The organism is Streptomyces sp. NPDC002845 (assembly GCF_053591955.1).
Genome location: NZ_JBSFUU010000058.1, coordinates 24,953 through 48,623, shown reverse-complemented (window position 1 = coordinate 48,623; position 23,671 = coordinate 24,953). Strand labels below are relative to the sequence as shown.

The following is a 23,671-nucleotide window of genomic DNA, read 5'->3' as shown; positions in this document are numbered from 1 at the left end:
CATACGCCCTGCCCGAACGCGGCGACGACTATGGCGGTTCCCCCATTCCGTCAGGGCGAGCAGGGCTTGCCGCGGGGCCGGCACGTCCCGGCCGATACCGGTGTTCGCCGCTGTCCGGCCGAAGTGCCGTACAGCGGCGAACACCTCCCGCAGTACGAGCAGGCTCCCGCTCCCGCTCTCGCCGACGACGGCGAGAGCGTTGGCGACCGAGTAGGGGTGTGGGCGGTCGGCAGCAGACATGAGCGACAACCTCTGCGCAGGGTGAGCGGGCGGAGGGCGCCGGGTCAGGAGGCTGCGGGGTGTTGCGTCGGGGGCTGCCAGCCGCCGGTGACTTCCTTGACGGGTTTGTGGGGGAAGCGGCGCTGGGCGTATTCCTGGGCGTGTGAACCCGGCAGGACGTAGAGGGTTTCCTTCTTGTCCTGGAGCGGTCGCAGGACGGTGTCCATGAAGGTCTTGCGGTCGTCCAGGTAGGGGCCCAGGACATCTTCGCCACCGGGGCAGACGGCCACGCAGTAGCCGGACTTGTAGCCGGGAGGAGAGGTCAGGCTCTGCCACATGGAGGCGCTCTCGGAATCGGTGACCCGGGAGCGGTAGTCGGTGGCGTCCTTGCTGTCCGCCACGGTCTGCGCCCAGTCGGTGAACCCGCTCATGAACTCACGGTAGTTGTGCGTGGTGCAGGCCAGCGCGTCGAATGGGAAGCAGGGCGAACCGGACTGCCCCAACGCGATGGCGCCCGTCGCCCCGGCCTCCGCAGCGCCGCAGTGGTCACTCTCCCCAGCCTGCGGTGATCCGCTCGTCCCAGGTCGGCATGGACACCGACGGCGCCTTTTCCCGCACCAGGTCGGAGACGGCCGAACCGGTGACGAGCTTTTGCTGGTTGCCTTTGACCTGCTGGACGATGGCGTCGGCCAACTCGGTACCGAGTCCGAGCCTGGGCAGTCTCCGGTGGACGCTGTCGGCGAAGCCGACGGGCAGTTCGTCGCGGCCTAGGGCGAACACGTCTGCGACGATGCCGGCCTGCGCCAGGGCGACCTCCGGCCGCTTGCGGTTGGCGATGCCGCCGCTGGTGTGCAGGGCGATCGCGTCCCAGACGATCTCGATCCGTTCCCTGCTCATGCCGCGCTGGCCCAGGAACTCCGCGGCGAGGTCGGCGCCGTCGACCTCGAACCGTTGCCGCCCATTGCCCTGCTCCGTCAGCCCCATGTCGTGCAGCACACACGCGATGAAGAGCAGTTCATCGTCGTAGTCGATGCCCGCGTGGATCCCGCGCCGCTGACCGAGCGCCCGGGCGAAGAGGTAACTGCGCACGCTGTGGTTGAAGAGGAAGACCGGCTCCAGGCGATCAGCCAAGTCGTAGGCATCACGCGACACGTCGGTAGCCGGCAGACTCCAGCTCTCGAACATTTCAGACATAGGGGTAACCCTATGGTGGGGGCTCCTCGGGTGCGACCGAGGTGGCCGGGGGCATGTTGTGGAAGGCGACGATCTGCCACGCCGTACGCTCGGCCCCTTCGGCTCGTTCCACGACCGCCAGGGCATGAGTGGTGGCCAGTGCGGTGCCGTCGGCAGCGCGGATCGTGGACTCCGCCTCGACGGCGGCCAGGTCGGAGCGCAGGAAGCGGACGGCACGGACATGGGCGTCCAGACGGGTCCCCGCGTACTGTGTACGGAACAGCTGGGCGTGCCCCGCCTCGATGCCCGCGCGGCCGGACGGCTTGTCGCCTCGTACGGTGGTGAAGTCGCAGTCCAGCCGAGCACCTCCAGGCCGAGTGACTCGGCCTCATGGACGGCCTTGAGCAGGTCGCGTGAGTCGACCCACCAGGCCCGGTGCTCGTTCTCGTACGAGGGTCCGAACCGGGGGACGATCGCCTCGCGGAACTCATGGCGGGCCGCCGGGTCCGAGGTGCGCGCGTTGCGGGCGAAGACCACGCGCTCGATGTGGAGCGTGCCGCGCTCGGCGGAGCCGAGGAGGAGCGCGAAGCAGGGGAGCGGGGCGGGGCCTCGGGAGTGATGAGCTGGTACTCGCCGATCGCAGCGGTGAGGAACTCGTCGAGGGTTTCGTTGTCCATTAATACGGTGGGCAGACCTAATACGGTGGGGAGACCGCTGGGGTCCGCCTCCGACATGGGCGGCTCGGACAGGGGCGTCATGGCCAACTGGTCGCCGCTTCTCGGTAATTGATCCTCTGGAGGCTCTTCGGCGTGCCGTCCCCGGCCGACGCCTCCTGACGAAGCCGGCCGAGAGTGCATCGCGAAGCCGGTGTTCCGGTACTTCGCAGTCGTCACTCCCATGTCATCTCGCCCTTGGCGACCTTGGCGCCGATCTCGGCGGCGATGACCATGCCGTAGTCCGGGTAGCGCTTGACGAGCGCCGCGGTCAGCGCGGCGCCGTCGGCGGCCTTGGCCAGCTCCTCCTCGAAGACGAGCAGGTACTCGCGGGTGGCGGTGATGGCGGAGGAGTCCGCGGGGGTACCGGGCAGGCGGTGACCGGGCACGACCAGCTGCGGGTTGAGGGCGGCCATCTCGTCCAGCAGCTTGATCCAGGCAGCGCGGATCTCCGGGGTGGGGGTGTCCGCGACCCACACATGCTGCTTCTGGAACAGCAGCACCCCGCCGAGGATCGCGCGCTGCTCCGGCTGCCACAGGTAGTGGCGGTCCGGCAGCAGGGCCGAGCCGCCCCGGAGTTCGAAGCGGTGACCTTCCAGGGCGAGACCACGGGTCAGAGGCTTGATCTTTACCAGGCGGGTGGGCAGGTTGGCCCCGAGGTCGGCCCACGTCTTGAGCTTGCTCTCAAAGGTGCGCCGTATGTGCTTGATGACCGGCCGGGTGGCGACGAACCTGGCGTCGGGGAAGGCGTCGGCCAGGACCTCGGCGCCGAAGTAGAAGTCCGGGTCCCCATGGCTGACGAACACGGTGGTCAGCTTCTTGCCCGAGTCCAGCACCTCGGCCGCCAGCCGGTGACCGTCGGCCCGGGTGAACCCGGTGTCGACCAGCAGCGCCTCACGCTCGCCCGTGACCAGAGTGGCTGTCTTGTTCTTGCTGCCGACCGGGAAGTCCAGGTCGAGGACCTTGAAGTCGAGCTTGCCCCTGGGGTGCTTTTCCTTGTGATGTCCGGCTCCGTGTCCGTCGGCGAGCGGGGTGGCCGACGCGCTGGCCGGGGTGAGGCCCAGGCCGATCCCGGCGGCCGTGAGCGAGCCTGCCGCGAGGAGGTGACGCCTGCTCATGGACATGTCTGTTGCTCCCTGTTGATGGTGGGTGTGAGGGCGCACGGGAGAAGGTGCCGCGTGTCGGCCTCTCACGTTTTCGCGGTGGTGCTGGTGTGCGGTACGGCCACCAGCGCCTCCGGGCGCGCGTACGTCCGGAGGGCGTGGATGATCGCGGTGGCGACGTTCATCGCACGACGACGGTCGGCCCCGGCTGCCTCCGCCGGGCGGACCAGGAAAGCGCCGGGGAGCGATTCCGGCGACGTGCGGGCGCGTTTCCTCCGCAGTGCCGGTCGCCGCGCCGGTCGCCGTCCCGGCGACGGTTTCGTCGCGCGGGCCGCTGACCTCGGCGGCGGAGGTGTTGAGGAAGACGGTGCTGTTGCCGACGGTGGACCTCACCGTCTTCCCGGCTTGTGTGAGTTCGCCTGTGAGGTGCTGCCCCGACTACGTCATGGCGTCGCGGACGAGGGCGGTGTCGACGAACTGCTCGAAGCGGACGATCAGGCCGCCGCGGACCACGAAGTGGTGGGCGACGCGCACGTTGATCGGCTTGCCGGTGGCCTTGTTGGTGGCGGTGTAGCGGGCGAGGACGACGACGTTCTCCCCGTCGACGACATAGGTGTCGTCGTGCGCGGTCCAGCCGTCCCACTCCTTGCCCAGCTGCTCCATGACGTGGGAGGTGACCCCGTCGGGAGTGCGGTAGGTGCCGGCGAGAGGGAAGCCTGCCATCTCCTTCCACTCCACGTCCGGGGCGAGGGTGGCGCGCAGGGCCTCCAGGTCGCCGGCCGCGGAAGCCAGGTACTGGCGGCGGACCACGTCGGCCGGGGCCGTGGAGGTCGCGAAGTCGGTGTGCTCGTACGTCATGACACTCAGCCCCACTTCATCTCGCCCTTGGCGACCTTCGCCCCGATCTGGGCGGCGATCAGCATGCCGTTGTCGGGGTAACGCTTGACGAGCGCTGCGGTCAGCGCGGCGCCGTCGGCCGCCTTGCCGAGCTCCTCCTCGAAGGCGACGAGGTAGTCGCGGGTGGCGGTGATGGCTGAGGCGTCGGCCGCCGTGCCGGGCAGGCGGTGGCCGGGGACGACCAGCTCCGGCTGAAGGGAGGCCATCTCGTCCAGCAGCTCGATCCAGACGGAGCGGTGCTCGGGGGTGGGGGTGTCGGCGACCCAGACGTGCTCCTGCTGGAAGAGCAGGACGCCTCCGAGGAGGGCGCGGTGCTCGGCCTGCCACAGGTAGTGGCGGTCGGGCAGGCCGGCCGGGCCGCCCTTGAGCTCGAAGCGGTGGCCTTCGAGGGTGAGGTCGCCGGTCAGCGGGGTGAGTTCGACCAGGCGGGTGGGCAGGTTCGGGCCGAGGGCCTCCCACGCCTTGAGCTTGCCCTCGTAGGAGTGCTTGATGTGCTCGATGACGATCGGGGTGGCGACGAACGTGGCGTCGGGGAAGGCGTCGGCGATGACCTCGGCGCCGAAGTAGAAGTCCGGGTCGCCATGGCTGACGAACACGGTGGTCAGCTTCTTGCCCGAGTCGAGGATCTCGGCGGCCAGGCGGTGACCGTCGGCCCGGGTGAAGGCGGCGTCGACCAGCAGGGCCTCCTGCTCACCGGTGACGAGCGTGGCGGTCTTGTTCTTGCTGCCGGCCGGGAAGTTGAGGTCGAGGATCTTGAAGGACAGGGTGCTCACGCGGGGCCTCCTGGGGGATGGAATTCAGTGAGTGGGGGGGGCGGTGGTCAGGGCTCGGTGGTCAGGGCGGCCAGTCGCCGGGCGATCTCGTCGGCGGTGGCGTGGCCATGGGCCAGGGCGACCACTCGGTCGCCGTCGACGGCGAGGAGCGTGGGGAAGCCGGTGACGCCCAGCTCGGCGGAGTGGTGGAAGTCGTCCGCCGCCGCGTTGTGCGCCTCGGGCGCGTCGAAGGCGGCGACGACGGCGTCGGCGTCCAGACCGGCCTCCTCGGCGACCTTCCGGTAGGTCGCGGGGTCGGAGAGGCTGAGGCCGTCGACGTAGAAGGCCCGCTGGAGGGCGCCGGCCAGTTCCGCCGCCCGGTCGGGGGCCACCCGGCGCAGGGCGACGACGCCGCGCGCGGCGGCCTCGGAGTCCATCACGAACGATCCGTCGGCGATCAGCCGCTCGTAGCCCTCGCCGAACTCGGCGCCGGTCAGCTCGGCGATCTGGGCGTTGGCGCCCCGGACGTAGCCGAACTCGCGGATGGGCACCCGGCGTGGCCCGGTGAACAGACCGCCGGAGACCACCTCGACCGGCAGCTCGGGATGACGGGAGACGGCCTCGCGCAGAGTTCCGGAGAACCCGTGCGACCAGCCGCAGTAGGCGTCGAAGACGTAGACGAGCTTCATCGAAGGTCCCAGCAAAGGTGTGGCGCCCGCCGAATGCGAGCGGTTCGTCTGAGAAAACAGTAACTGACTCGTCAGGCATTCCCTCGTCGATGTGACGACGGCCACACCGGCAAACCCGCTGTCAGTGCATGCCGTGAGCGCTGTGAGCGCACCAGTGAAGCCCCACGGCCGCAGCCCGGAGGGGCCGTTCAGGGCAGGCGGGGCAGCTCGTCCCGGGCGGAGTGGCTCAGGATCCTCAGGTCCTCGGCGAACCGCTCCCGGTCCTCGGGCGGCAGCGGCGCCAGGAAGTAACGCCGGATGTTCTCCACGTGCACCCGGGACGCCCGCACAGTGGTCTCCTCCCCCAACCGGGTCAGCCGTACCAGCCGCCCGCGCCTGTCACCGGGATCCTCGGCGCGCTCCACCAGCCCGGCCGCCTCCATCCGGTCCACCAGACGCGTCGCCCCTCCTGTGGTCAGCACCTGCTCCTGGGCGATGGCCCGCATCGACAGCCCGGGATCGCCCGCCCGCCCGAGGATGAGCAGCACCTCGAACATCAGATGGCTGATGCCGCACTCCAGATCCAGCGACCGCCCGAGGATGTACTCCAGCCGGTTCGCCGCCCCCTGCAACCGCCCGAACGCCAGCACCAGCGCATTGTCCGCGGCCTCCTTCGGCGACGAGATCTCCGTCGGCTCTTCCACGTCCCCACCTCCCGACTGCTCCTCCACACCACGCATCCACCGATCATGCCTCGTGCGGCCTTGGGCGCTCACCTTGCCGGAACACGTCCGGCACGGGCTGCCAGAACGCACCGCCCAGGCGCACGGACAGGCCGGGAAGCGGAAGATCTGGATCTCGTCGTCGGATGCCGAAGACGTCACGTCCCGCGTGGCGGGCCTGATCCAGCAGCGCCAGGGCGCACAACTCGGCCCACACCTGCCGGGTGACTCCGCCGGGCCCTGCCTCGTACCGAGCCGCCGCCGTGAGGGCCCGCGCGGTCTGCCGCGCAGTGGCCTCGGCGGTCGTCGGCGCCCGCCGTATGCGTCGGTGGCGCCGGGTCGGCACGGTGCCGTCCTCGTCGTCCCCGTCGGCGGCCCACTGAAGTGCCTCGCCCACGGCGGTCGCCGCGCCTTCGGCGTCCTGCTGGGCCTCCTTCGCCTGCTCGGCCTGTTCCTGGGCATCTCGGGAGCGCTGCAGCATCCGGCGCAGCGCGGCGGCGTGGGCGAGCACGGCCATGGCGGCGACGTAGGGGTCGCCGGCCGTCTCCCGGCGCAGCTCGGCGACTCCGGTGACTCCACCAGTGCAGACGAAGCGAGAGCAGCGGGCGCTTCACATCGGCCTGCTCGCGTCGCCTTGGCACTGCCGGTGGGCCTGACGTCGAAACGGACACCCTCGATCGAGAGACGTCCGTCAGTACGCGACGGTGATGCGGCGACGGATCGCCGTGCTCTTCTCGGCCTCGTCGACCAGGGCGACCGCGTAGTCCTCGGCACTGATGAAGCTGGTGCCGTCCTCCGCGATCAGCAGGTCGTCGCCGCCGAGGCGGAAGGTGCCGGTGCGCTCGCCGGGGGCGATCTCGTCGGCCGGGGAGACATACGTCCAGTCGAGGTCGGTCAACTCGGCGCGCAGCAGGCGCAGCACCTCGCGCTGGGCGAGCGCCTCGGCCTTGTACATCGCGGGGAAGTCCGGGGTGTCGACCCGGTCCTGGCCCGAGGCGGTCTTCAGGCTGCCCGCCCCTCCGACCACCAGCAGGCGGTGTACGCCCGCGGTGCGCAGCCCCTCGGCCAGGGACTTGTACGTCGCCAGCAGCGGGGCGGCCGGGTCGGAGCCGTCGCGGGGCGGGGAGACGGCGGAGATGACGACGTCGTGTCCGGCGGCGGCGTGGGCGACCTTGCCCGGCACGGTGGCGTCCAGGGCGAGGACGGTCAGCGCCTGGTGCTCCGGCAGGCCGTCCGCACGGCCCGAGCGGGTGGCGGCGGTGACCTCGTGGCCGCGGCCGAGCGCTTCCGCCGTGATGCGGGAGCCGATCATGCCGGTGGCGCCGATCAGGAGGATCTTCACAGGTGACTCCGTTCGTACTCGTTTCGTATGCGTGGGTGTGGTCAGCTTCGTGGGTGTTGTCAGCGCTGGATCTCGAAGGTGACCTTCGCCCGCTCCACCGTCTCCTGCAGGACGCGCACCTCTCCGGAGGCGTCCTTGTACCTGCCGGTGCCACCCGTGATGGCGAACCGCTCGTCGAAGACGGGTCCGGAGGCCGAGAGCTTCGCCGTGCCGGCTGTGGTGATCTTGCCGCCGGGCAGCTCGTAGACGAAGGTCAGCAGCTCGGCGGTGCGCGGCTTGGCGTCGGTGGAGACGCCGACGAAGCTGCTGGTACCCAGCTTGCGGCCGTCGCGGCCGATGAGGTCGCCGGTTCCGATCAGCTGGTCGCCGAGGGCGGAGTCGGCCGGGGCGACGTCGACCATGTTGATCGCGGTGCCCTTCTCGACGGCCTCGATGGTGATCGTGCGGTGCCCGCGCGAGGCGGGGGCGGCGTCCGCCGAAGCGGGCGCCAGGGACAGGCCGAGGGCGAGGGCGCCGGCCGTGGCGGCGGCGACACCGAACGCGGAGAGGACGCGCTTGCGCATGATCGGGCTCCACATCTGTGAGGGCGTACAGGAAAAGTATCTGCCGACGCAGACAATATATCTGCCGGTGCAGATATCGCAACGGCAGCTTCTTCCGCTAACGGCTTTCTGCCACCATCGTGGGGTGAACGAGCAACTGCTGAATGACGACGACGTGACGCTCTACGGCCTGTTCGTGGAGGCGTTCGCTCGCCTCAAGCCCCTGGTACACCGCGACCTGGGAGTTCCGGACACCTGGTTCGAGGTGCTGCTGCGGCTGGGCCGCACGCCCGGCCACCGGCTGCGCATGACGGACCTGGCGGAGGCCGTGTCCTTCAGCTCGGGCGGCTTCACCCGGCTCGCCGACCGCATGGCGAAGGAGGGGCTGATCCGCCGCGACCCCGACCCCGCAGACCGACGAGCCGCACTCGCCGCGCTGACCGACAAGGGCACCGAGGCGCTCGACCGCGCCCTGACCGCCCACGTCTCCCATCTCCGCAGCCACGTCACCGGACCGCTCTCATCCGAGGACCGCCGCCACCTGGAGCGCATCCTGCGCTCGCTCCGCGACGCGAACGAGTGAGTTCCGCGCGGGCGCGCAAACCCTCAGCGGGGGATGGGCCCGGGTAACCACATGCCACCTGCCCCGTCACCGAGCGGGAGTTCTTCTACAGCGCACGCTCCGCCGCCAACCGTGCAGGGCATCGAGGACGCGCGCCCGCTCTTCGGATGGGTACCGGTCGACGACCGCGCCGGGCAGGTCCAGGAGATCCTCACCCAGCGCGGACAGCACCGCAGCGCCGGAGCCGTCGACCTCATGGTGGCCGCCACCGCCGAGTCGCAGGGACTGACCCTCCTGCACCGTGACCGGGACTACGAGTGCATCGCCGCCGTCACCGGACAGGCACTCCAGTGGTACGGCTCAAAAGCCGGCAAGTAAGCCAGGGCCGATCGCCGGCTGCCCCAAGGAAGCGCGGCAGCCGATCCCGCAGCAGGGGCGCGCCCCACCGAAAGGGCTTGTGCAACCGAAAGGGCTTGTGCATTCGCGAAGACCTCACCGAGCTCTGGGCATCCCGCGCCAGCCGAGCCAGGCGCAGAGCCCGTTCCCGTACGCACCCTGCCCACCGTTCGTCGAAGCTGTGCCCACAGTGTGCCCATACGAGCGGACAGCCACGGTCAACAGCACTACGACCAGGCCCGCGCGACAGCGCCGGCAGACCGAATCCCCACAGGTCAACACCCCTGCCCTAACCGAGCGTTTGGTCCGTTGATTCGTGTTTGGTACCAGTCAGGTTCCGCGCTCGTTCAGGGTGGGCCTCGCCGGTGAAGCGGCGACTCATCAGGGCTGTCATGGCGAGGTGGACATGGCTTCGGTGGGAGGTCATTCGACGAACCGTTTGGACGCTCGCCTCGGCCCCGTGGAGTGTCTACGCTCTATAGAACGGCTGTGCCGTTGCCGGCGCTCCTCGGGCTCGCGGATGAGGTGACGGGTAGTGGAAGATCGATCAGGCAGCAGTGGGCCGAACCAGGATCAAATCGCGGAGCTGCGGGCTCGGGCTGATGCCGGAGATCGGAACGCGGCAGGTCGGTCGGGGGAGTTGCTGGCCAGGCACGGCGATCGGGAAGGCGCTCTGCGGCTGTGGGCCCGAACCTATGGCGACGACTCGCCCACGACGAGGCGGCTGGCTGAGCTGCTGGCCGAGCGCGGCGATTTGGCAGGCGCGGTGGAGGTGTGGACGTTTTCGGACCCGGTGCGGCAGAACCCGGCCGGTTTCCACGCGGAGTACCTGGACACGCTGGACATCTGCGAGCGTCTGAATGAGGACGATCCCGAGGATTGGGCCTTCATGGAGAAAGAGCAGTTGGCCAGCCTGCTGGCCGAGCGGGGTGATGAGGCTGCGATCGCGGAGTTGCGGGCTCGCGCCGATGCGGGCGATCCGGCCGCGGCGAAACGGCTGGCGCAACTGGACATTTGAATCCGCTGCGGGTGACGCGGATGTCGGCGAACCGATGGCGCAGGGCCTACGACCACCGCAGCATCACGGGGCTGCGCTCGAAGGGGCCCGCCTCGCGGCCGAGACTGAGCCCGGGAACCTGTCCCTGAGTACCCGGGAACCTGTCCCTGAGCAGTTGACAGGCCCCTCCCTCCGGGCCGCCGTGAACGCCATCAGGTGGCGAGGTTGCGGCAATCGCCCACCACGCCTGCGTCAACGCCGGAGACGTAGAAGGCTCAAGCGTTGTACTTTCCTGGCTGACGTGAGTCAACGAGTGCTCCCGACCGACGTATCGGGAGTGAGGCCGCGTGACCACACGGACGCGCCACCCGCTCCCGCATCCGCGCCGAACACCACCACGCCCGCGCAGTACGCGCGATGCTCCGCGAGCCCGCCCCCGAGGACGACGCCGCCCTGGCGATGTTCCTCGACGCCGTGCCCGAACACGCCGCGCAGGCAACGCCTCAGCGCAAGGCCGGCACCCAGCGCACGAGCCCGCGCAGCACAGGCCCGCAGCACAGGCCCGCAGAGCAGCACGAGTCGGCAGCGCAGCACAGCGCCCTACGCTCCGGACCTCACGGCAGCAGCCGCTCCAGCCCCAGCAGCCGCCACAGGCACGGCAGCGCTGATCACGACCGCACGGACAGCCTGGGAGCAAGCAGGGGGTGGACGAGCTCCCTGGGGCCGTCGACGAGGTCGTAGTGCAGGACCGGTGCGTACGCGTGACAGGGCCTCGGGGTGGAGTATCCGATCAGCGACTTCTGCGTTTTATTCATCGTCCGTCCGGACATCGTGCGCTTCACTACACTCGACGCGCACACAGTGGGGGAGGCTTGGTGCGCATCACCATCGGTCCTGCCGAGCAGGACGACACCGGCGTGACGGTCGCCGATCTCTACGGCTGGTTGCGTGGCGACATGGAGTTCCGGCGGGAGGTGCAGGCGCTCAGTCTCCAGAGCCGTGGCGAACCGGGCACGATGGGTGCGACGGACGTCATCGAGCTCGTGCTGGGGCAGGGAATCGCCGCGCTCAACCTCGCGGTGGCGTACGCGACCTGGCGTACGGCGCGTCCTTCCGCGCCCGCGGTGACCATCACCTTCCCCGGTGGAACCCTGACGGTCCAGGACGGGAACGAGGAGACCGTGCGGCGCATCGTCGAGGCGCTTCGCACCGCCGAGGAAGCCGAGTCGCGGGCGGCGTCGGGGACGGCGTCGCGGACGGCGGGTACCGGCGAAGCCACAGGTACCGCGGAAGGGACCGTGGAAGGCCAGTAATGCCCCTGCCCGATACCGCCACATCGCGGGCCGTCATCATTGGTGTCTCGGACTACACGGAACTCGCGGCTCTGCCGGCGGTTGCCAACAACGTGACCGACATGGGCGCACTCTTCATCCGCGATGATCTTTGGGGCCTTCCCAAGGAGCACTGCACCACTCTGCTCAACCCCGCCGCCGGCGGAGAGGTCCTGGAGGCGGTCTACGAGGCCGCAGCCGAGACGCGCGACACCTTCGTGCTGTATTTCGCCGGGCACGGCCTGGTCTCCCCCCACTCCGAGCTCTGCCTCGCACTGCCGGACACCCGCCGCGATCGGCTCTATCGCGCCCTGGAGTTCTCCAAGCTGCGGAACGTGATGCTGGATGCGGGCGGCGGGGCACGCAACAAGGTGGTCATCGTGGACAGCTGCTTCAGTGGGCTGGCACTGGAAGGCCACATGGGCCCAGCGGTGGAGATGGCGGATCACACCGAAGTCGACGGCTCCTACGTCATGACTGCCTCCGCCGAGAACAGACTGTCGCTGGCACCCCCGGGCGAGCGCTTCACCGCTTTCACGGGTGAACTGCTCAGGGTTCTGTCCGAGGGGATTCCCGACGGCCCGGAATTCCTTGACATGGAGACCATCTACAGGTCCGTGCTGTGCGGGCTGCGGGCGAAGGGCCATCCCGTTCCGCAGCAGCGGATCCGCAACGGCGGTCGCTCCATCACGCTCGTACGCAACCGGCGGGGACCGCGGCTGCCGCTCCCTGCTGTGCAGGAGCGCGTGAACCTGCCGCCCAGCCACGCCAACGCCTTGCGCGGCACTCCCGCAGAACTGGCCGGTTTCGCCGAGGACTTGCGCCATCGCGGAACGGAGGGGCAGGCCGACCAGGTCCTCGCGGCCGCCGCGTCCCGCTGGCCCGTCCAAGAGGTCGCGGCCCTCTTGCTGCACCTGGAGAGAGCGGACCGGCGGGCGGAAGCCGGACAGGTCTGCGCGGGCCTCGCCTTGCGGCAGGCATCCGACGCCGTCGGGTGCCTGCTCGTTCTGGCCCGGCTGGGAGCCGACGCTCTGGCCGACGAGGTGCTGTCCTGCCTGACGTGCCGAGAGCCGGCCCATGTGGCGGCGAGCACCCTGCTGCTCGTGCGGGAGCAGCAGGAGGACGCCGCGGTCCGGCTGGTCTCACTCGTACTGATCCGGCAGCAGCCGGTGGACGCGGCGCGGCTGATGGAGTCCCTGCAGGGGAAGGTCAGGAGTGAGCTCCTGTACCAGGCGCTCGACGCGATGTGGACGGAGCGCTCGGCGGAGGACATGCTCACCGTCGCGGATCTGTTGCGAACCGCCGGAGTGAAGGACCTCGCCTTCCGCCTGTATCGGCGCCTGCCGGACGCCCTCGCCGCCGCGAAGTCCCGGCACGAGATCGCCTTGCTGCTGCGGGAGATGGCGGACAGCGGTCACTTCGACGGCGCCCGGAAACTCCTCGGAGCCCTGCTCAAGGGGGGACCCGCGCCACTCCACCAGGTGCGTTGGGCCTTCGCGCTGCGGTCTCTGGATCTCGACTGGGCCGACAACGCCGTCCGGGAGGCCGCAAGCCGGGCCACCTCCGAACAGGTGCTGGACGCCGCGGCGCAACTGCGCCGTGACCACCCGGGCAGAGTGCTGGATCTGTTCCTGTGGGCGAGCGAGGAGCGCGACCCCTCCGATGTCGTACGCTTCGCCGATGCCCTGCGGGACGTGGGACGTCCGCTGGACAGCCAGCAGCTGCTGGAGACCACCGCGGAGCGCGGGCCCGTCGTAGCCGGGCTGCTCGTCGCTGCCCTCCGGGGCGCCTCGCACGGTGAGCCCGAGCGGCTCCTCAAGTGGGTGGCGCGGCAGCCCGCCGTCTTCTCCGCGACCGCCGCCCTGACCCTCCGGGACGCCGGACTCCCGGAAGATGCCGGGACCCTCGTCGCCGCCGCCCGCAACCGCCCGCAGAAGGAGGTGCTGGAGGCGCTCGTGCCTCTCGCCGACGCCGTGGGCATCGACGTCCTGCACGCCGAAGTCGCCGCTCACGTGCCGGCGGCATGGCTCGAACCGCTGCTCAGCAGCCTCTGGACGAACGGCCGTCTGGCAGAGGCCGACCGACTGCTCGAACTGCTGGCAGAGGGGACGGATACCGCCCTCGAGGACGTGCTGAGCGCCGCGGCCCAGCGCCACAAGGGATGGTCGCAGCTGGTCGAACTTCTTTTTCCTGCCATGGGACGACTGACCGGCCCCGCCGTTGTCCGCGTGCTGCGTTGCTTCGTCGACAGACCGTCATCACGGCGCAGGAAACTGCTGCTCGCCATCGGCCGGATGCTCTACGAGGCACCTGCCGAGGCACCTGCCGAGGCACCTGCCGAGGCACCTGCCGAGGGACTGGCCGGACTGGTCCGTCATGTGCGCGAGCAAGGCGGGCGAGAGGCACTCCGTCTGCTCGATGTGCTGGTCCGGGAGCTCTTCGCCGATCTTCCGGGGCAGGATGTCGGGCGCTTGTACGCAACGTTGGCTCCCGTCGAGGGGGTCGATGCACTGGCAGCACTGGCATGCGTGGCGGACCGGCTTGACTTCGTGGAAGTCCTCCAGGATCCGGCGATTCCGGAAGCCGCCGTCACTCGCCTGTGGAAGCTGCGAGTCCAACAGGTCGGACAGGCACAGACATGGCGGGAACAAGGGCGGGACGCTGACGCGGTGCGGGCCTGGGAGGAGTGGTCCTCGCTGGGCAACGCGCGGCACACCCTTCGCCATCGAATGGCCCCGGAACGACTGAGGCAGGCAGGGCGCGAGCTGTCCCCTGCGTCGTTGTCCGAGCTTCTGAGCCTCCTGGAAACCACGTCCGGCGCAGTGACGGACATGGAGGCCGTGTTCCTGGGGCTGAGTTCACGTCAGGACTCGGACGTACAGGTAGCGCGCGTCGTACAGGCGCTCCATGCTGCGAGACAGCAGGACCAGATCAGGCATCTGAGCATCTGGATGGCTGAGCAGAACCCGTCCTGGCTGGTGGCCCGGATGGCGCGGTCGTTGCGTGACCTCGGCATGGAGGAGACCGCCGAGGAGTTGCTGGGCCGCTTCGACGCACACCGAGACAGGCGCGGCCCCGCCCCGGCAGCAATCCCGGTGACGAACGAACATGAAGGGCTCTCTGAGCAGGAGCATCCGGCACCTGCACCTGCCTCGCCCCCGCTCCCGTCCGATGACGACGCCACACGAACAGGCGACTCACGTGAGGACACTGCGCAGGCCGTCGGCGACGATGCTCCTGGTGGCGGGGGAACCGTGCCGAAGGGTGTGCCGTGGCGTGCGCTGTCAGTGGCGGTCGCAAGCGTTGTCGGGGTGGGCCTGGGGCTGGCCTTGCTGCCGATTCCCGGGGGCTCCGAGAGTCCGGCAGGCCACGGGGCCTCACCCACGTCTCCGACGTCTTCGTCGGCCTCACCGTCCCGCACCGCGCTGCCCAGCCGGCCGGCTGCCGATGACGTGGCCGACATCGGCAGCCAGCCGGTCAACACAGCAGCGATCATGGGATTGAGGGCCTGCACCGGCGCCGAGATCACCGTGCGACTGACCTCGGTTTTCAACAGCTACGTCGACGAGGACCCGCACCTGAAACTGTCGGTGAGGGCGGACACCGCTGTCGGCGGCCCGTTGCCTTGCCGGATCAACCTCAGCCGTACTGATGCCTACCTCATGGTGACCGAAGCCGGGGACTCCGTGGAGATGTGGAAGTCATCTGCCTGCGCGTCCGGCCATAACGGGCAGCGCTGGGTACAGCTTGCGCGCAACAAGCCCGCCACCGTCGACTTCCACTGGGACCGCAGGCCCAACACCAAGGGCTGCGACCAGGCCGGCCCCGCATCCTCCGGCACCTACCTGGCCGAGGCGCTTGTGCTGAATGAGAAGGCGACAACGAGCTTCGTCCTGCAACAAGAACCGGCCGCCACACCATCAGAGACACCGTGGCCCACCCGATCCGCGTCCACGACCTCCAGCGGCTCAGGCGGTGGCACCATCAACGGCGGCGGAAACGACGAGAAGTCCGCCACGCCAAGCCAGAGCGCCTCTGCTCAGCCGACAGAGACCGCCGAACCCACCAACACCAACAGTGGGGGAGACAGCGGGGGAGACAGCGGCGGCTTCTTCGGTGGTCCCAACGGCGGATGAGCGAGCCGAATCATGTGTCCGGCAGGGCGAGTTCTCTGAGAACCCGGCGTCGGACGTAGGTCGTCAAACCCGACACTGAGCAGCAACCGCACCATCTCCACGCCATATGCCTCTCGGGTGTACGAGTTCGGAGAAACGGCCCCGCGCACCACCGCCGGTCATGCGCTCACCTGCTCACGTCGCCGGAAGCTGGTACGACAACACGTACGCGTCCGCCGCCATCACCGTGTCGCAGACCTCCACGGCCCGCCCCTCGGTGTCGAACGCGGTCCGGACGAGACGGATCACGGGCACACCGGAAGCCAGCCGCAGCGTCTTGACCTCGGCAGGCGAGGGCATCCGGGCCCGGATCTCCTCCTCGAAGTGGTCGAGGCGGTGGCCCAGCTCCTCAGCCGGGCGTAGATGCCGCCGGGCCCGGGGTCGGGCTCGGCGATCGGCGTATCGCGCGCGATGTCGAGGGGAAGATAGGAGGTGGCGAACTCGACCGGTCGCCCGTCCAGCAGATACCGCCGACGCCGGGCGAGCACCCGCCGCACCGACCCGAGCCGCGCGGAGACGTTGGGTGCCGTGCCCGAACTTGTCGGTGGTGCCGGAGGAGTCGGAGAAGTCCCGCTCCGCGATCACCTGACCCGCCAGGTCGGGGTGGGCCGTGTCGACCCCGGTGTCCAGCACAGCGACCTTGACCCCGGTGCCGTCGTAACCGGCGGACCAGGCCGTCGGCGCGCCGATCTGCGGCGCGCTCTTGTCGAGGGTGGCCCGGCGCCGGCCGTCCAGTCACACCTTCTCCACCGCCGTCGAAGCAGTGAACTCCGCTGTTCCCGCGGCATCGCGACGGGCGGCGCCGGTGTCGGTCACGGCGTCCCAGAACCCGGCGCCACGCTTCTTGACGGGACGCATCGCCTTCCCGTCGACGACGGGAAGTGCACGCCGATCCGCGCCCCGGCCCCGGTGAACGGGCTCATCGAGGGCGCATTCTTGCCCCGGAAGGTGACGATCAGCGGCAGGTCGGAACGGCCGGCGTCGTCGTAGCCGTCCGCGACCAGCTGGGTCACATCGAACAGCCGTGCATCCAACTTGCCCTGAGCCAGCAACAGTTCGGCGTCACCGGGCACCACCTGAGTGTGCCCGGCGACCACCCGGACCGAGAACGGCATCCGCTCCCGGCCCTTCGACCGCTCCACCCCGGTGACCTGGCCGGCGCCGTCCACCAGGACCCGGTCGCCGGTGACCAGCGTCACCGTCTTCACCGCCCCGGAACGCCCGCCGGCCGACTCACCGGGCTGCGTGGCCTGTGCCACCCCGCCCGGGACACCGGCCAGCAGAAGGGCCGCGAAAACCACCCCTGCTGCCACGACCGCGTGCCCTGGTCTCGTACGTAACTCCACTTGAACTCCTGACACTTCGAAAATCGGACAGGAGCCGTTCTGCGACGCCGAAACTCACGCGTGGCGACATGGTCGAGGCCGTGCCCAGTCCGTGCCCGTAAGACCCGTAAGCGCGGACAACCACGGTCAACAGCGGTGCGATCCGACGCGGAACCCCAGGCTCGCGGCCTGGAGTTTGTTTGTTGTGTAGGGCTTCGCACGGCCTTCCGGGCGGGCGCAGCCTGTTACAGCCAGGGCGGCAGGCGCACCGGTTCGGGTCGGGACGAGCGGCCGGTCGTCCAGGCCAGGAGTTCTGCGGCTGGTGCCTCGGCCCGCAGGGATGCCTGGGTCGTCGGCGGGCCGAGGTGCCAGGTCGTCTCGCGGTCGGTGGGAGTGAGGCGGACCGCCGGGCATTCGGGGCGGGTGGACAGGGTGGCGGTGACGTCGTCGAGGAGGGTGTCGATCAGGGGGGCGGGGAGGTCCGTGAAGGTCGTTCCCGATGCCAGGTCGACGGCGTGCAGCCACACCTCGCGTACCCGCATCCAGGGGATCTCGGCGGCCGGGATGGTGCGCCCCAGGGCGCTCTTGACCTCGGCCTGCCAGGCGGTGGGGTCGAGGGCCGCCAGGGCGTCCTGCAGTTCCGCGGCCGTGGACTTCAGCTGCCCCCGCAGTACGTCGGGCGGGAGAGCCGCCGAGGACTCGATCTCGGCGGCGCGTTGCTCGCGGTTCGCGTACATCGGGGTGGGGACGCCGGTGCGTGCCCAGGTGGCCAGGCGGACGAGGGCCTCGGCATTGCGGGCCACGTGGCCGATGACGTGCGCTCTGGTCCAGCCGGGGAGGGCGCTGGGAGCGCGCAGGTCGTCGTCGGTGAGGCCGTCGGCCACGCCCGACAGCAGGGCCGTGCCCTCGTGCATCCACGGCAGGGTGACCGTGAGGTCGTGGCGGCTTGTCATGGGGTGTTTCCCGTGTTTCCTCGGCCCGTGGCGGTCAGGCGGGCCGCGATGTCCGCGCGCAGCGCCTTCTTGTCGATCTTGCCCACCTTGGTCGCGGCCAGCTCCTCGACGCACACGAGGTGTTCGGGCAGCTTGAAGCGGGCCACCCCGGCCTCCTCCATGGCGGCGCGGATCCCGTCCAGGGTGGGGGCGTCGTGCTCCGGCCTGGCGACGACGTAGAGGCAGACGCGCTCGCCCAGCGTCGAGTCGGGCATGGCCACGGCCGCCGCCTGGCTGACGTCGGTGAGCTCGTAGACGAGGTTCTCGACCTCCTCCGCGGAGACCTTCTCCCCGCCCCGATTGATCATGTCCTTGTCCCGGCCCTCGACGACGAGGTTGCCCTCCGGCGTGCGGCGGCAGATGTCACCGCTGCGGTACCAGCCGTCTTCGGTGAACGCCCGCTTGTTGTGCTCGGGGGCGCGGTAGTAGCCGCGGGGGGTGTAGGGGCCGCGGGTGAGCAGGGAGCCGGGCTCGCCGTCGGGGACGTCCTGGTCGAGTTCGTCGACCAGCCGTACCTCGTCGTCCGGGCACATGGGGCGGCCCTGGGTGGTGCACACGACGTCCTCGGGGTCGTCGAGGCGGGTGTAGTTGAGCAGGCCCTCGGCCATGCCGAACACTTGCTGGAGCGTCGTACCGAGTACGGGGCGCACCCGGCGGGCCAGTTCGTCGGCGAGCCGGGATCCGCCGACCTGCAGGACGCGCAGGCTGCTCGCCTGCTGTGCCCCGTGCTGCTCGGCGTGTTCCAGCCAGCGTCCGGCGACCGCGGGCACGACGGCCGTGTGGGTCACGCCTTCCGCCGCGATGGTGGCGAAGGCGCGGGCCGGTTCGGGGCTCGGCAGCATCACCACCCGGCCGCCGGCCAGCAGGGTGCCCAGGATGCCCGGGCAGGCCAGCGGGAAGTTGTGCCCGGCGGGCAGGCTCACCAGGTAGACGGTGTCGGCGTCGACGCCGCTGACCTCGGCGCTTGCGCGGGCGTTGTAGGCGTAGTCGTCGTGGGTGCGTGCGATCAGCTTGGGCAGGCCTGTGGTGCCGCCGGAGAGCAGGAACACCGCGACGTCGCGGCTGCCGGGGGCGGCGGCGTCCAGGGCCTGTGTCGGAAGTGGCGTCGTCCGCCCGGAGGGCGGGCCGGGCGGCGGCGATGGGGGTGCCCCCGCGCGAGCTCGGGTTCGAGCGTGGGGGAGCGTGCTCTCGGCGTGCCGGGCGAAAGCCCTCGTACTGGACTCACTTGGGCTTTCGCCCGGTGCGGCGAGAGTACGTGCCAGGCGTCGCCCGCCAGGCGCCACTTCCGACACAGGCCCTGGGCGGGCCCGGTCGGCCGCCAGGTCCTCGCCGGGTGCGCACAGGGCGCGCAGGTCCACGCTGCCGGGGCCGACCTCGTCCCCGGCGACCAGGACGTGCCAGGGGCCCGGGACCTCCTTGCCGAGTTCGTGGGCAAGCGCCTGGTGGTCGAAGTCGCGCAGCCGGTCGGGTACGGCGATGGCGGCGGCCTCGGAGTGCGCGGCCAGGTAGGCCAGTTCGAGGCGGCGGTGCGCGGGCAGCGCCATCACCGGCACGATCCCGGCGCGCAGGCAGGCCCAGGTCAGGACGGTGAACTCCCAGCCGTTGGACAGCTGGACCACGATCCGGTCGCCGGGGGCGAGCCCGAGGCCGAGCAGCCGCAGCGCCAGCGCGTCCGCGCGGTCGGCGAGTTGGGCGTAGGTCAGGCGGAGCTCGCCGTCGACGAGCGCGGTCGCCTCCGGCGTGCGGTCGGCCGTCTCGCGCAGCAGATCGCCCAGCGGGCGGCCCGCCCAGTATCCGGCCGCCGTGTAGCGGTCGGCGTCGGCCTGCGGCCAGGGAACCGTTCCCTCACTGATGGGTGCGGCCATCAGTCACCACCTTCTCTCGCAGCGGCTTCAGTGGTTTCAGCGACTTCAGTGGTCTCAGTGGTCTCAGTGGTTTCCGCGGCTTCCGCGGCTTCCGCAGCGAAACAGACAGCATCCAGCGCTACGAGGCCCTGGGCGGTCAGCCGCAGCGGGTTGATTTCGATCTCGGCGAGTCCCGGGTGGGCGGCGAGCAGGTCACCGAGGGCCGCCACCGTCTCGCCGAGCGCGGTGCGGTCCAGTACCGGTCCGCCGCGCCAGCCGTCGAGGAGGGCGTGTCCGGCCAGCTCGGCGGGCATGGCCGCGGCTTCCTCCGCGCCGAGCGGGGCGAGCCGGATGCTCACGTCCGCCAGGGCTTCGGCGGTGGTGCCGCCGAGCCCGACCAGGACGACCGGGCCGAACACCGGGTCGCGGCGGGCGCCGACCACGAGGTCCACGCCGGCCGGGGCCATCGACTCGACCAGGAAGCGTCGGCTGTGCGGCTGCCGCCGCGTGGGCGAGACTCCCGCCGCCTCGATCGCGTCGAGGGCGGCGTCCAGCTCGTCCGGGGTGCGCACGCCCAGCCGGACGCCACCGATCTCGGTCTTGTGCAGCACGGCCGCGTCCAGCAGTTTCACCGCCACCGGGCCGGGCAGTTCGGCCAGCGCCCGGTGGGCCTCCGCGCGGTCGGCGCAGGCCCGGCGGGGCATGGTCGGCACGCCGAGCGCGCCGAGGAGCGTCTTGGCCCGGTCCTCGTCCCAGGGTTCGGGGCGGGGGTCCCAGGTTCCAGGGCCGGAGTCCCAGGGTCCGGAACCGGGCTCCACGGCCACCCGAGGTGCGCCCGCCCGGGTCGTCGTACGGCGCCGGGCGCGGGCGTCGGCGAGCAGGGCGCCGGTCATGGCGGCGAGCCCGTGCGGGTCACCGGCCACCGGCACGCCCCGCTCCAGCAGGACGCGGCGCACCCGTCGTACGTCCTCCCCCGCGCCACCGACGCCGAGCACCAACGGCACGCTCCCCCTGACCGTGTCGACGGCCTCGACCAGGTCGAAGGCGCCGGGCTCGTGCAGCGCGTACCCGGCGATCAGGTCCACGGCCTCATCGGCTGCCACCGCGTCCAGTACGGCGGCGAAGCCGGGGCCGGGGCGGCCGGTGTCGACCGGGTTGGCCTGGTACGTCAGCGGCGGCAGCACCTCGGCCAGCGCGCGCCGGGTGTCCGCGCCCAGCTCGGGTACGGCGGCGCGTCGCCCGCGCAGGTCGTCCAGGAGCAGCAGTCCCGGCCCGGCCTGCGCGGTCACTACGCCCACTCCCGGGTCGGCGGCCGCGGGCAGCCGTACGAGGGACAGGGCGCCCACCGCGTCGACCAGTTCGCGTTCGTCGTCCACCAGTACGGCGCCCGCCTGGGCGAGGGCGGCGCGGGTGGTGCGCCAGGAGGTGGCGAGGGCGCCGGTGTGGGAGGCGGCGAAGGCGCCGACGTCGTGGCGGCCGACGACGAGTGCGACGACGGGGCGGGTGGCGGCGAGACGTGCGACCGCGTCGGTCAGGCGCCGGCCGTCGCCCACGGACTCGATGTGCAGGGCCACGGCGGTGGTGTGCGGATCGTCGGCCAGGTGCTCCAGTACGTCGGCGGTCGTGACGTCCGCGCTGTTGCCGAGCCCGACCGCGAGGCTCACCCCGTGCCCGGCCTCGCCGAGCAGGAACGCCAGCGCGTGGTTCACTCCCCCGCTGGCCGCCACTACGGCGATCCGGCCGGCGGGCACGTCGGCCGCTCCCGGCACGAAGCTGGCGGTGAGACCCCGGCCGGGCGCGAGGAACCCCGAGGTGTTCGGGCCGAGCAGCCGGATGCCGGTGCGCTCGGCGACGTCGGCCAGCTCCCGCTGGTACCGCTCGCCCTCCGGTCCGGCCTCGGCGAACCCGCCCCCGTAGACCACGGCGGCCCGCGCCCCGGCCTTGGCTGCCTCGGCGACGGCGTCCGCGCAGGCCCTGGCCGGGAGGCAGACCAGGGCGAGGTCGACGGGGCCGTGCTCGGCGGCCTCCTCGACCGACGCGTGGACGCCGGAAGCCGGCTGCGGGTCGCGCGCGTTGACCGGCGCCACGTGCCCGGGGAACGCGGCGACCGAGCGGGCCAGTGCGGCGCCCAGTTTCGCCGGGTCGCGGGAGGCGCCGATGACGGCGATGCCGCGGGGGGCGAAGAGGGCGTCGAGTCCGTCGAGCCCATCGCTCGGGGCGGTTTCCTCGAATGCGGTGACCACGGTGAGGGCCCCACCTGATGCCATGTCCGTTGATGCCATGTCCGTTGATGCCGTGTCCGTCATCGGGTCACCTCCCACGCCGCGACGGTCTCGGCGGCGGCACCGACCAGGTCGGTCCGCCCGGACAGCACGGCGGTGACCGCGCGGTCCCGGTCCAGCGTGTCGTCGACCAGCAGCGCGGGCAGTGCGTGGCGCAGCCGGGCCCGCTCGGTGAGCAGGGCGCGAGTGTACGCCGTACCTCCGTGTACGGCGACCAGCAGCGGACCGGCGGCGAGGTCGGCCAGGTCGGCGAGCCGTGCGTACGCGGCGGGGAGACCGGACTCGTCGTCGGGGGCCGTGATGCGGGCGCCCCAGGGCTCCCGGCTGTCCGGCGCGGACTCCCGCAGCGGCAGCGGTTCTCCGGTGCCGCCCACCGCGGTGGTGCCGTCGGGGCCGACCAGCATGACCCGGCCGGGCAGCCGCACCGCGCCGAGGTCGAGCGGGGTGTCCAGGGGCTCGGCACCGTGGCGCGCCTGCCACTGGGCGTGGCTGGACCGGACGAAGTCCGGCGCCCGCCGTGCCAGCCGTCCGTCCGTGATGCTGCGGGAGAGGAAGTGGTAGGCGAACTGCCACGGCTCGAAGGCGTCGTGGTACTCGCCGAAGTGCTCCCACCAGCCCAGGCTGGGCCGGGCCGCGTTCTGGATCGCCTCGACCGACGGCCGGGCGGCGGCCTCGTACGCGGCGAGGGCGGCCGGGAGGTCGTCGGCGTGCTTGGTGAGGGCGGCGGAGAGCGCGATCGCGTCCTCCATCGCCATCTTGGTGCCGGAGCCGACGGAGAAGTGCGCGGTGTGCGCGGCGTCGCCGAGCAGCACCACCGGGCGGGGCTCGGTGACGTACCAGTGGCGGGTGCGGCGGGTACGGAAGTTGCCCCAGCGGGAGTTGTTGACCAGGAGCCGGTGTCCGTCGATCTGGTCGGCGAACAGCTTCTCCAGGTACGCCTTGGTGACCAGGTCGCTCGGGCCGGGCGGCTGGGTCACGTCGAAGGCGTCGAGCCCGGCGGCGCGCCAGGTCGCCTCGTCCGTCTCGACGATGAATGTGCTCACGTCGGCGCTGATCGGGTAGCCGTGTACGGCGAAGACGCCGTGCGGTCCGCGTTCGTGGACGAAGGTGAGCCCGTCGAACAGGTAGTCCGTGCCGAACCAGATGAACTTCGCCGTCGCCGTCTCGACGGCCGGCTCCAGGCGCCGCGCCAGGGCGTCGCGGATCCGCGACGACGTGCCGTCGGCGGCGACCACGAGGTCGTAGCCGTCCAGGTCGGCCAGGCCGTCCGGGTTCGCCTCGGTCTCGAAGCGGAGGTCCGCGCCCAGGTCGCGGGCCCGCTCCTGGAGCAGCGCCAGCAGGGTGCGGCGGACGATCGCGGCCATGCCGTTGCCGCCGCAGCGGATCCGCTCCCCCTTGAGCCGTACCTCGATGTCGTCCCAGTGCCGGCCGTGTGTGTCCAGCGCCTCACGGAGCACGGGGTCGGCGTCGTGGATGCCGGCGAGCGTACGGTCGGAGAACACCACGCCGAAGCCGAACGCGTCGTCGGCCCGGTTGCGTTCGAAGACCGTCACCTCGACGGACGGGTCGGCCTGCCGGATCAGGGCGGCGAAGAACAGCCCTCCCGGGCCTCCGCCGACGACAGCGATACGCATGG

21 protein-coding genes and 3 pseudogenes are annotated in these 23,671 nt (G+C 71.0%); 5 read left to right on the top strand and 19 right to left on the bottom strand.

All coding sequences use genetic code 11. The features are described 5' to 3' along the window. Nucleotides 1–284: 284 nt before the first annotated feature. From ACWD3C_RS33235 to ACWD3C_RS33185, 11 genes are all read right to left on the bottom strand, one after another. On the bottom strand, nucleotides 285–650 hold the full coding sequence (locus tag ACWD3C_RS33235; protein ID WP_451149886.1) for a hypothetical protein: 366 nt from the start codon (nucleotides 648–650) through the stop codon (nucleotides 285–287). A gap of 115 nt (nucleotides 651–765) precedes the next feature. Next, entirely contained in the window at nucleotides 766–1,413 is a 648-nt protein-coding gene (locus tag ACWD3C_RS33230; RefSeq protein WP_451149885.1) for an HD domain-containing protein, read from the bottom strand. Nucleotides 1,414–1,423: 10 nt separating this feature from the next. Then, complete coding sequence (locus ACWD3C_RS33225) at nucleotides 1,424–1,696, bottom strand: SgcJ/EcaC family oxidoreductase (RefSeq protein WP_451149897.1); 273 nt, start codon at nucleotides 1,694–1,696, stop codon at nucleotides 1,424–1,426. A 585-nt stretch (nucleotides 1,697–2,281) separates the two neighbouring features. Continuing rightward, a complete protein-coding gene (locus ACWD3C_RS33220; protein ID WP_451149884.1) occupies nucleotides 2,282–3,223 on the bottom strand; it encodes an MBL fold metallo-hydrolase in 942 nt (313 codons plus the stop codon). A 423-nt stretch (nucleotides 3,224–3,646) separates the two neighbouring features. Further along, the gene (locus tag ACWD3C_RS33215; RefSeq protein WP_451149883.1) at nucleotides 3,647–4,066 is read right to left on the bottom strand and encodes a nuclear transport factor 2 family protein; all 420 of its coding nucleotides are present in this window, start codon (nucleotides 4,064–4,066) and stop codon (nucleotides 3,647–3,649) included. A 5-nt stretch (nucleotides 4,067–4,071) separates the two neighbouring features. Continuing rightward, a complete protein-coding gene (locus ACWD3C_RS33210) occupies nucleotides 4,072–4,878 on the bottom strand; it encodes an MBL fold metallo-hydrolase (protein WP_451149882.1) in 807 nt (268 codons plus the stop codon). Nucleotides 4,879–4,925: 47 nt separating this feature from the next. Next, nucleotides 4,926–5,546, bottom strand: a complete 621-nt coding sequence (locus tag ACWD3C_RS33205; protein WP_451149881.1) for a DsbA family protein — start codon at nucleotides 5,544–5,546, stop codon at nucleotides 4,926–4,928. Between the two features lie 188 nt (nucleotides 5,547–5,734). Further along, nucleotides 5,735–6,265, bottom strand: coding sequence for a MarR family winged helix-turn-helix transcriptional regulator (locus ACWD3C_RS33200; protein ID WP_451149880.1), 531 nt, complete (start codon nucleotides 6,263–6,265; stop codon nucleotides 5,735–5,737). Nucleotides 6,266–6,272: 7 nt separating this feature from the next. Next, nucleotides 6,273–6,764: a hypothetical protein gene (locus ACWD3C_RS33195; RefSeq protein WP_451149879.1), complete on the bottom strand. Its 492-nt coding sequence runs from the start codon at nucleotides 6,762–6,764 to the stop codon at nucleotides 6,273–6,275. Between the two features lie 174 nt (nucleotides 6,765–6,938). Continuing rightward, the gene (locus ACWD3C_RS33190) at nucleotides 6,939–7,589 is read right to left on the bottom strand and encodes an NAD(P)-dependent oxidoreductase (RefSeq protein WP_451149878.1); all 651 of its coding nucleotides are present in this window, start codon (nucleotides 7,587–7,589) and stop codon (nucleotides 6,939–6,941) included. 59 nt (nucleotides 7,590–7,648) lie between these two features. Next, entirely contained in the window at nucleotides 7,649–8,152 is a 504-nt protein-coding gene (locus ACWD3C_RS33185) for an allene oxide cyclase barrel-like domain-containing protein (RefSeq protein WP_451149877.1), read from the bottom strand. 124 nt (nucleotides 8,153–8,276) lie between these two features. Between ACWD3C_RS33185 and ACWD3C_RS33180 the strand changes: the two genes are divergently transcribed. The 3 genes and pseudogenes from ACWD3C_RS33180 (at nucleotide 8,277) to ACWD3C_RS33170 (ending at nucleotide 10,107) form a co-directional block, all read left to right on the top strand. After that, nucleotides 8,277–8,714 carry a MarR family winged helix-turn-helix transcriptional regulator gene (locus tag ACWD3C_RS33180; RefSeq protein ID WP_451149876.1) on the top strand — a complete coding sequence of 146 codons (438 nt, stop codon included), beginning with the start codon at nucleotides 8,277–8,279 and terminating at the stop codon, nucleotides 8,712–8,714. A 53-nt stretch (nucleotides 8,715–8,767) separates the two neighbouring features. Continuing rightward, a pseudogene (locus tag ACWD3C_RS33175) lies at nucleotides 8,768–9,071 on the top strand (PIN domain-containing protein); the annotation flags it as partial. A 658-nt stretch (nucleotides 9,072–9,729) separates the two neighbouring features. Next, on the top strand, nucleotides 9,730–10,107 hold the full coding sequence (locus tag ACWD3C_RS33170) for a hypothetical protein (protein WP_451149875.1): 378 nt from the start codon (nucleotides 9,730–9,732) through the stop codon (nucleotides 10,105–10,107). Between the two features lie 647 nt (nucleotides 10,108–10,754). On the opposite strand, the gene ACWD3C_RS33165 is transcribed toward ACWD3C_RS33170, so the two are convergent. Continuing rightward, the gene (locus ACWD3C_RS33165) at nucleotides 10,755–10,901 is read right to left on the bottom strand and encodes a hypothetical protein (protein WP_451149874.1); all 147 of its coding nucleotides are present in this window, start codon (nucleotides 10,899–10,901) and stop codon (nucleotides 10,755–10,757) included. Between the two features lie 60 nt (nucleotides 10,902–10,961). Between ACWD3C_RS33165 and ACWD3C_RS33160 the strand changes: the two genes are divergently transcribed. Further along, nucleotides 10,962–11,399: an effector-associated constant component EACC1 gene (locus ACWD3C_RS33160; protein ID WP_451149873.1), complete on the top strand. Its 438-nt coding sequence runs from the start codon at nucleotides 10,962–10,964 to the stop codon at nucleotides 11,397–11,399. After that, nucleotides 11,399–15,553, top strand: a complete 4,155-nt coding sequence (locus ACWD3C_RS33155) for a caspase, EACC1-associated type (RefSeq protein ID WP_451149872.1) — start codon at nucleotides 11,399–11,401, stop codon at nucleotides 15,551–15,553. Before ACWD3C_RS33160 ends, ACWD3C_RS33155 begins: the two co-directional genes overlap by 1 nt. Before the next feature lie 174 nt (nucleotides 15,554–15,727). Here the strand turns inward: ACWD3C_RS33155 and ACWD3C_RS33150 are convergent. The 7 genes and pseudogenes from ACWD3C_RS33150 to ACWD3C_RS33120 form a co-directional block, all read right to left on the bottom strand. After that, nucleotides 15,728–16,107, bottom strand: a pseudogene (locus ACWD3C_RS33150) (UTRA domain-containing protein); the annotation flags it as partial. 67 nt (nucleotides 16,108–16,174) lie between these two features. After that, a pseudogene (locus tag ACWD3C_RS33145) lies at nucleotides 16,175–16,225 on the bottom strand (hypothetical protein); the annotation flags it as partial. A 179-nt stretch (nucleotides 16,226–16,404) separates the two neighbouring features. Next, entirely contained in the window at nucleotides 16,405–16,938 is a 534-nt protein-coding gene (locus tag ACWD3C_RS33140; protein ID WP_451149871.1) for a hypothetical protein, read from the bottom strand. Nucleotides 16,939–17,162: 224 nt separating this feature from the next. Then, nucleotides 17,163–17,870 (bottom strand): maleylpyruvate isomerase family mycothiol-dependent enzyme, encoded by a 708-nt coding sequence (locus ACWD3C_RS33135; RefSeq protein WP_451149870.1) that lies wholly within the window; start codon nucleotides 17,868–17,870, stop codon nucleotides 17,163–17,165. After that, on the bottom strand, nucleotides 17,867–19,774 hold the full coding sequence (locus ACWD3C_RS33130; RefSeq protein WP_451149869.1) for a (2,3-dihydroxybenzoyl)adenylate synthase: 1,908 nt from the start codon (nucleotides 19,772–19,774) through the stop codon (nucleotides 17,867–17,869). Before ACWD3C_RS33130 ends, ACWD3C_RS33135 begins: the two co-directional genes overlap by 4 nt. Next, the gene (locus ACWD3C_RS33125; RefSeq protein ID WP_451149868.1) at nucleotides 19,774–21,996 is read right to left on the bottom strand and encodes an acetate--CoA ligase family protein; all 2,223 of its coding nucleotides are present in this window, start codon (nucleotides 21,994–21,996) and stop codon (nucleotides 19,774–19,776) included. The genes ACWD3C_RS33130 and ACWD3C_RS33125 overlap by 1 nt, the downstream gene beginning before the upstream one ends. 59 nt (nucleotides 21,997–22,055) lie before the next feature. Next, nucleotides 22,056–23,669 (bottom strand): FAD-dependent monooxygenase, encoded by a 1,614-nt coding sequence (locus ACWD3C_RS33120; protein WP_451149867.1) that lies wholly within the window; start codon nucleotides 23,667–23,669, stop codon nucleotides 22,056–22,058. Nucleotides 23,670–23,671: the final 2 nt, after the last annotated feature.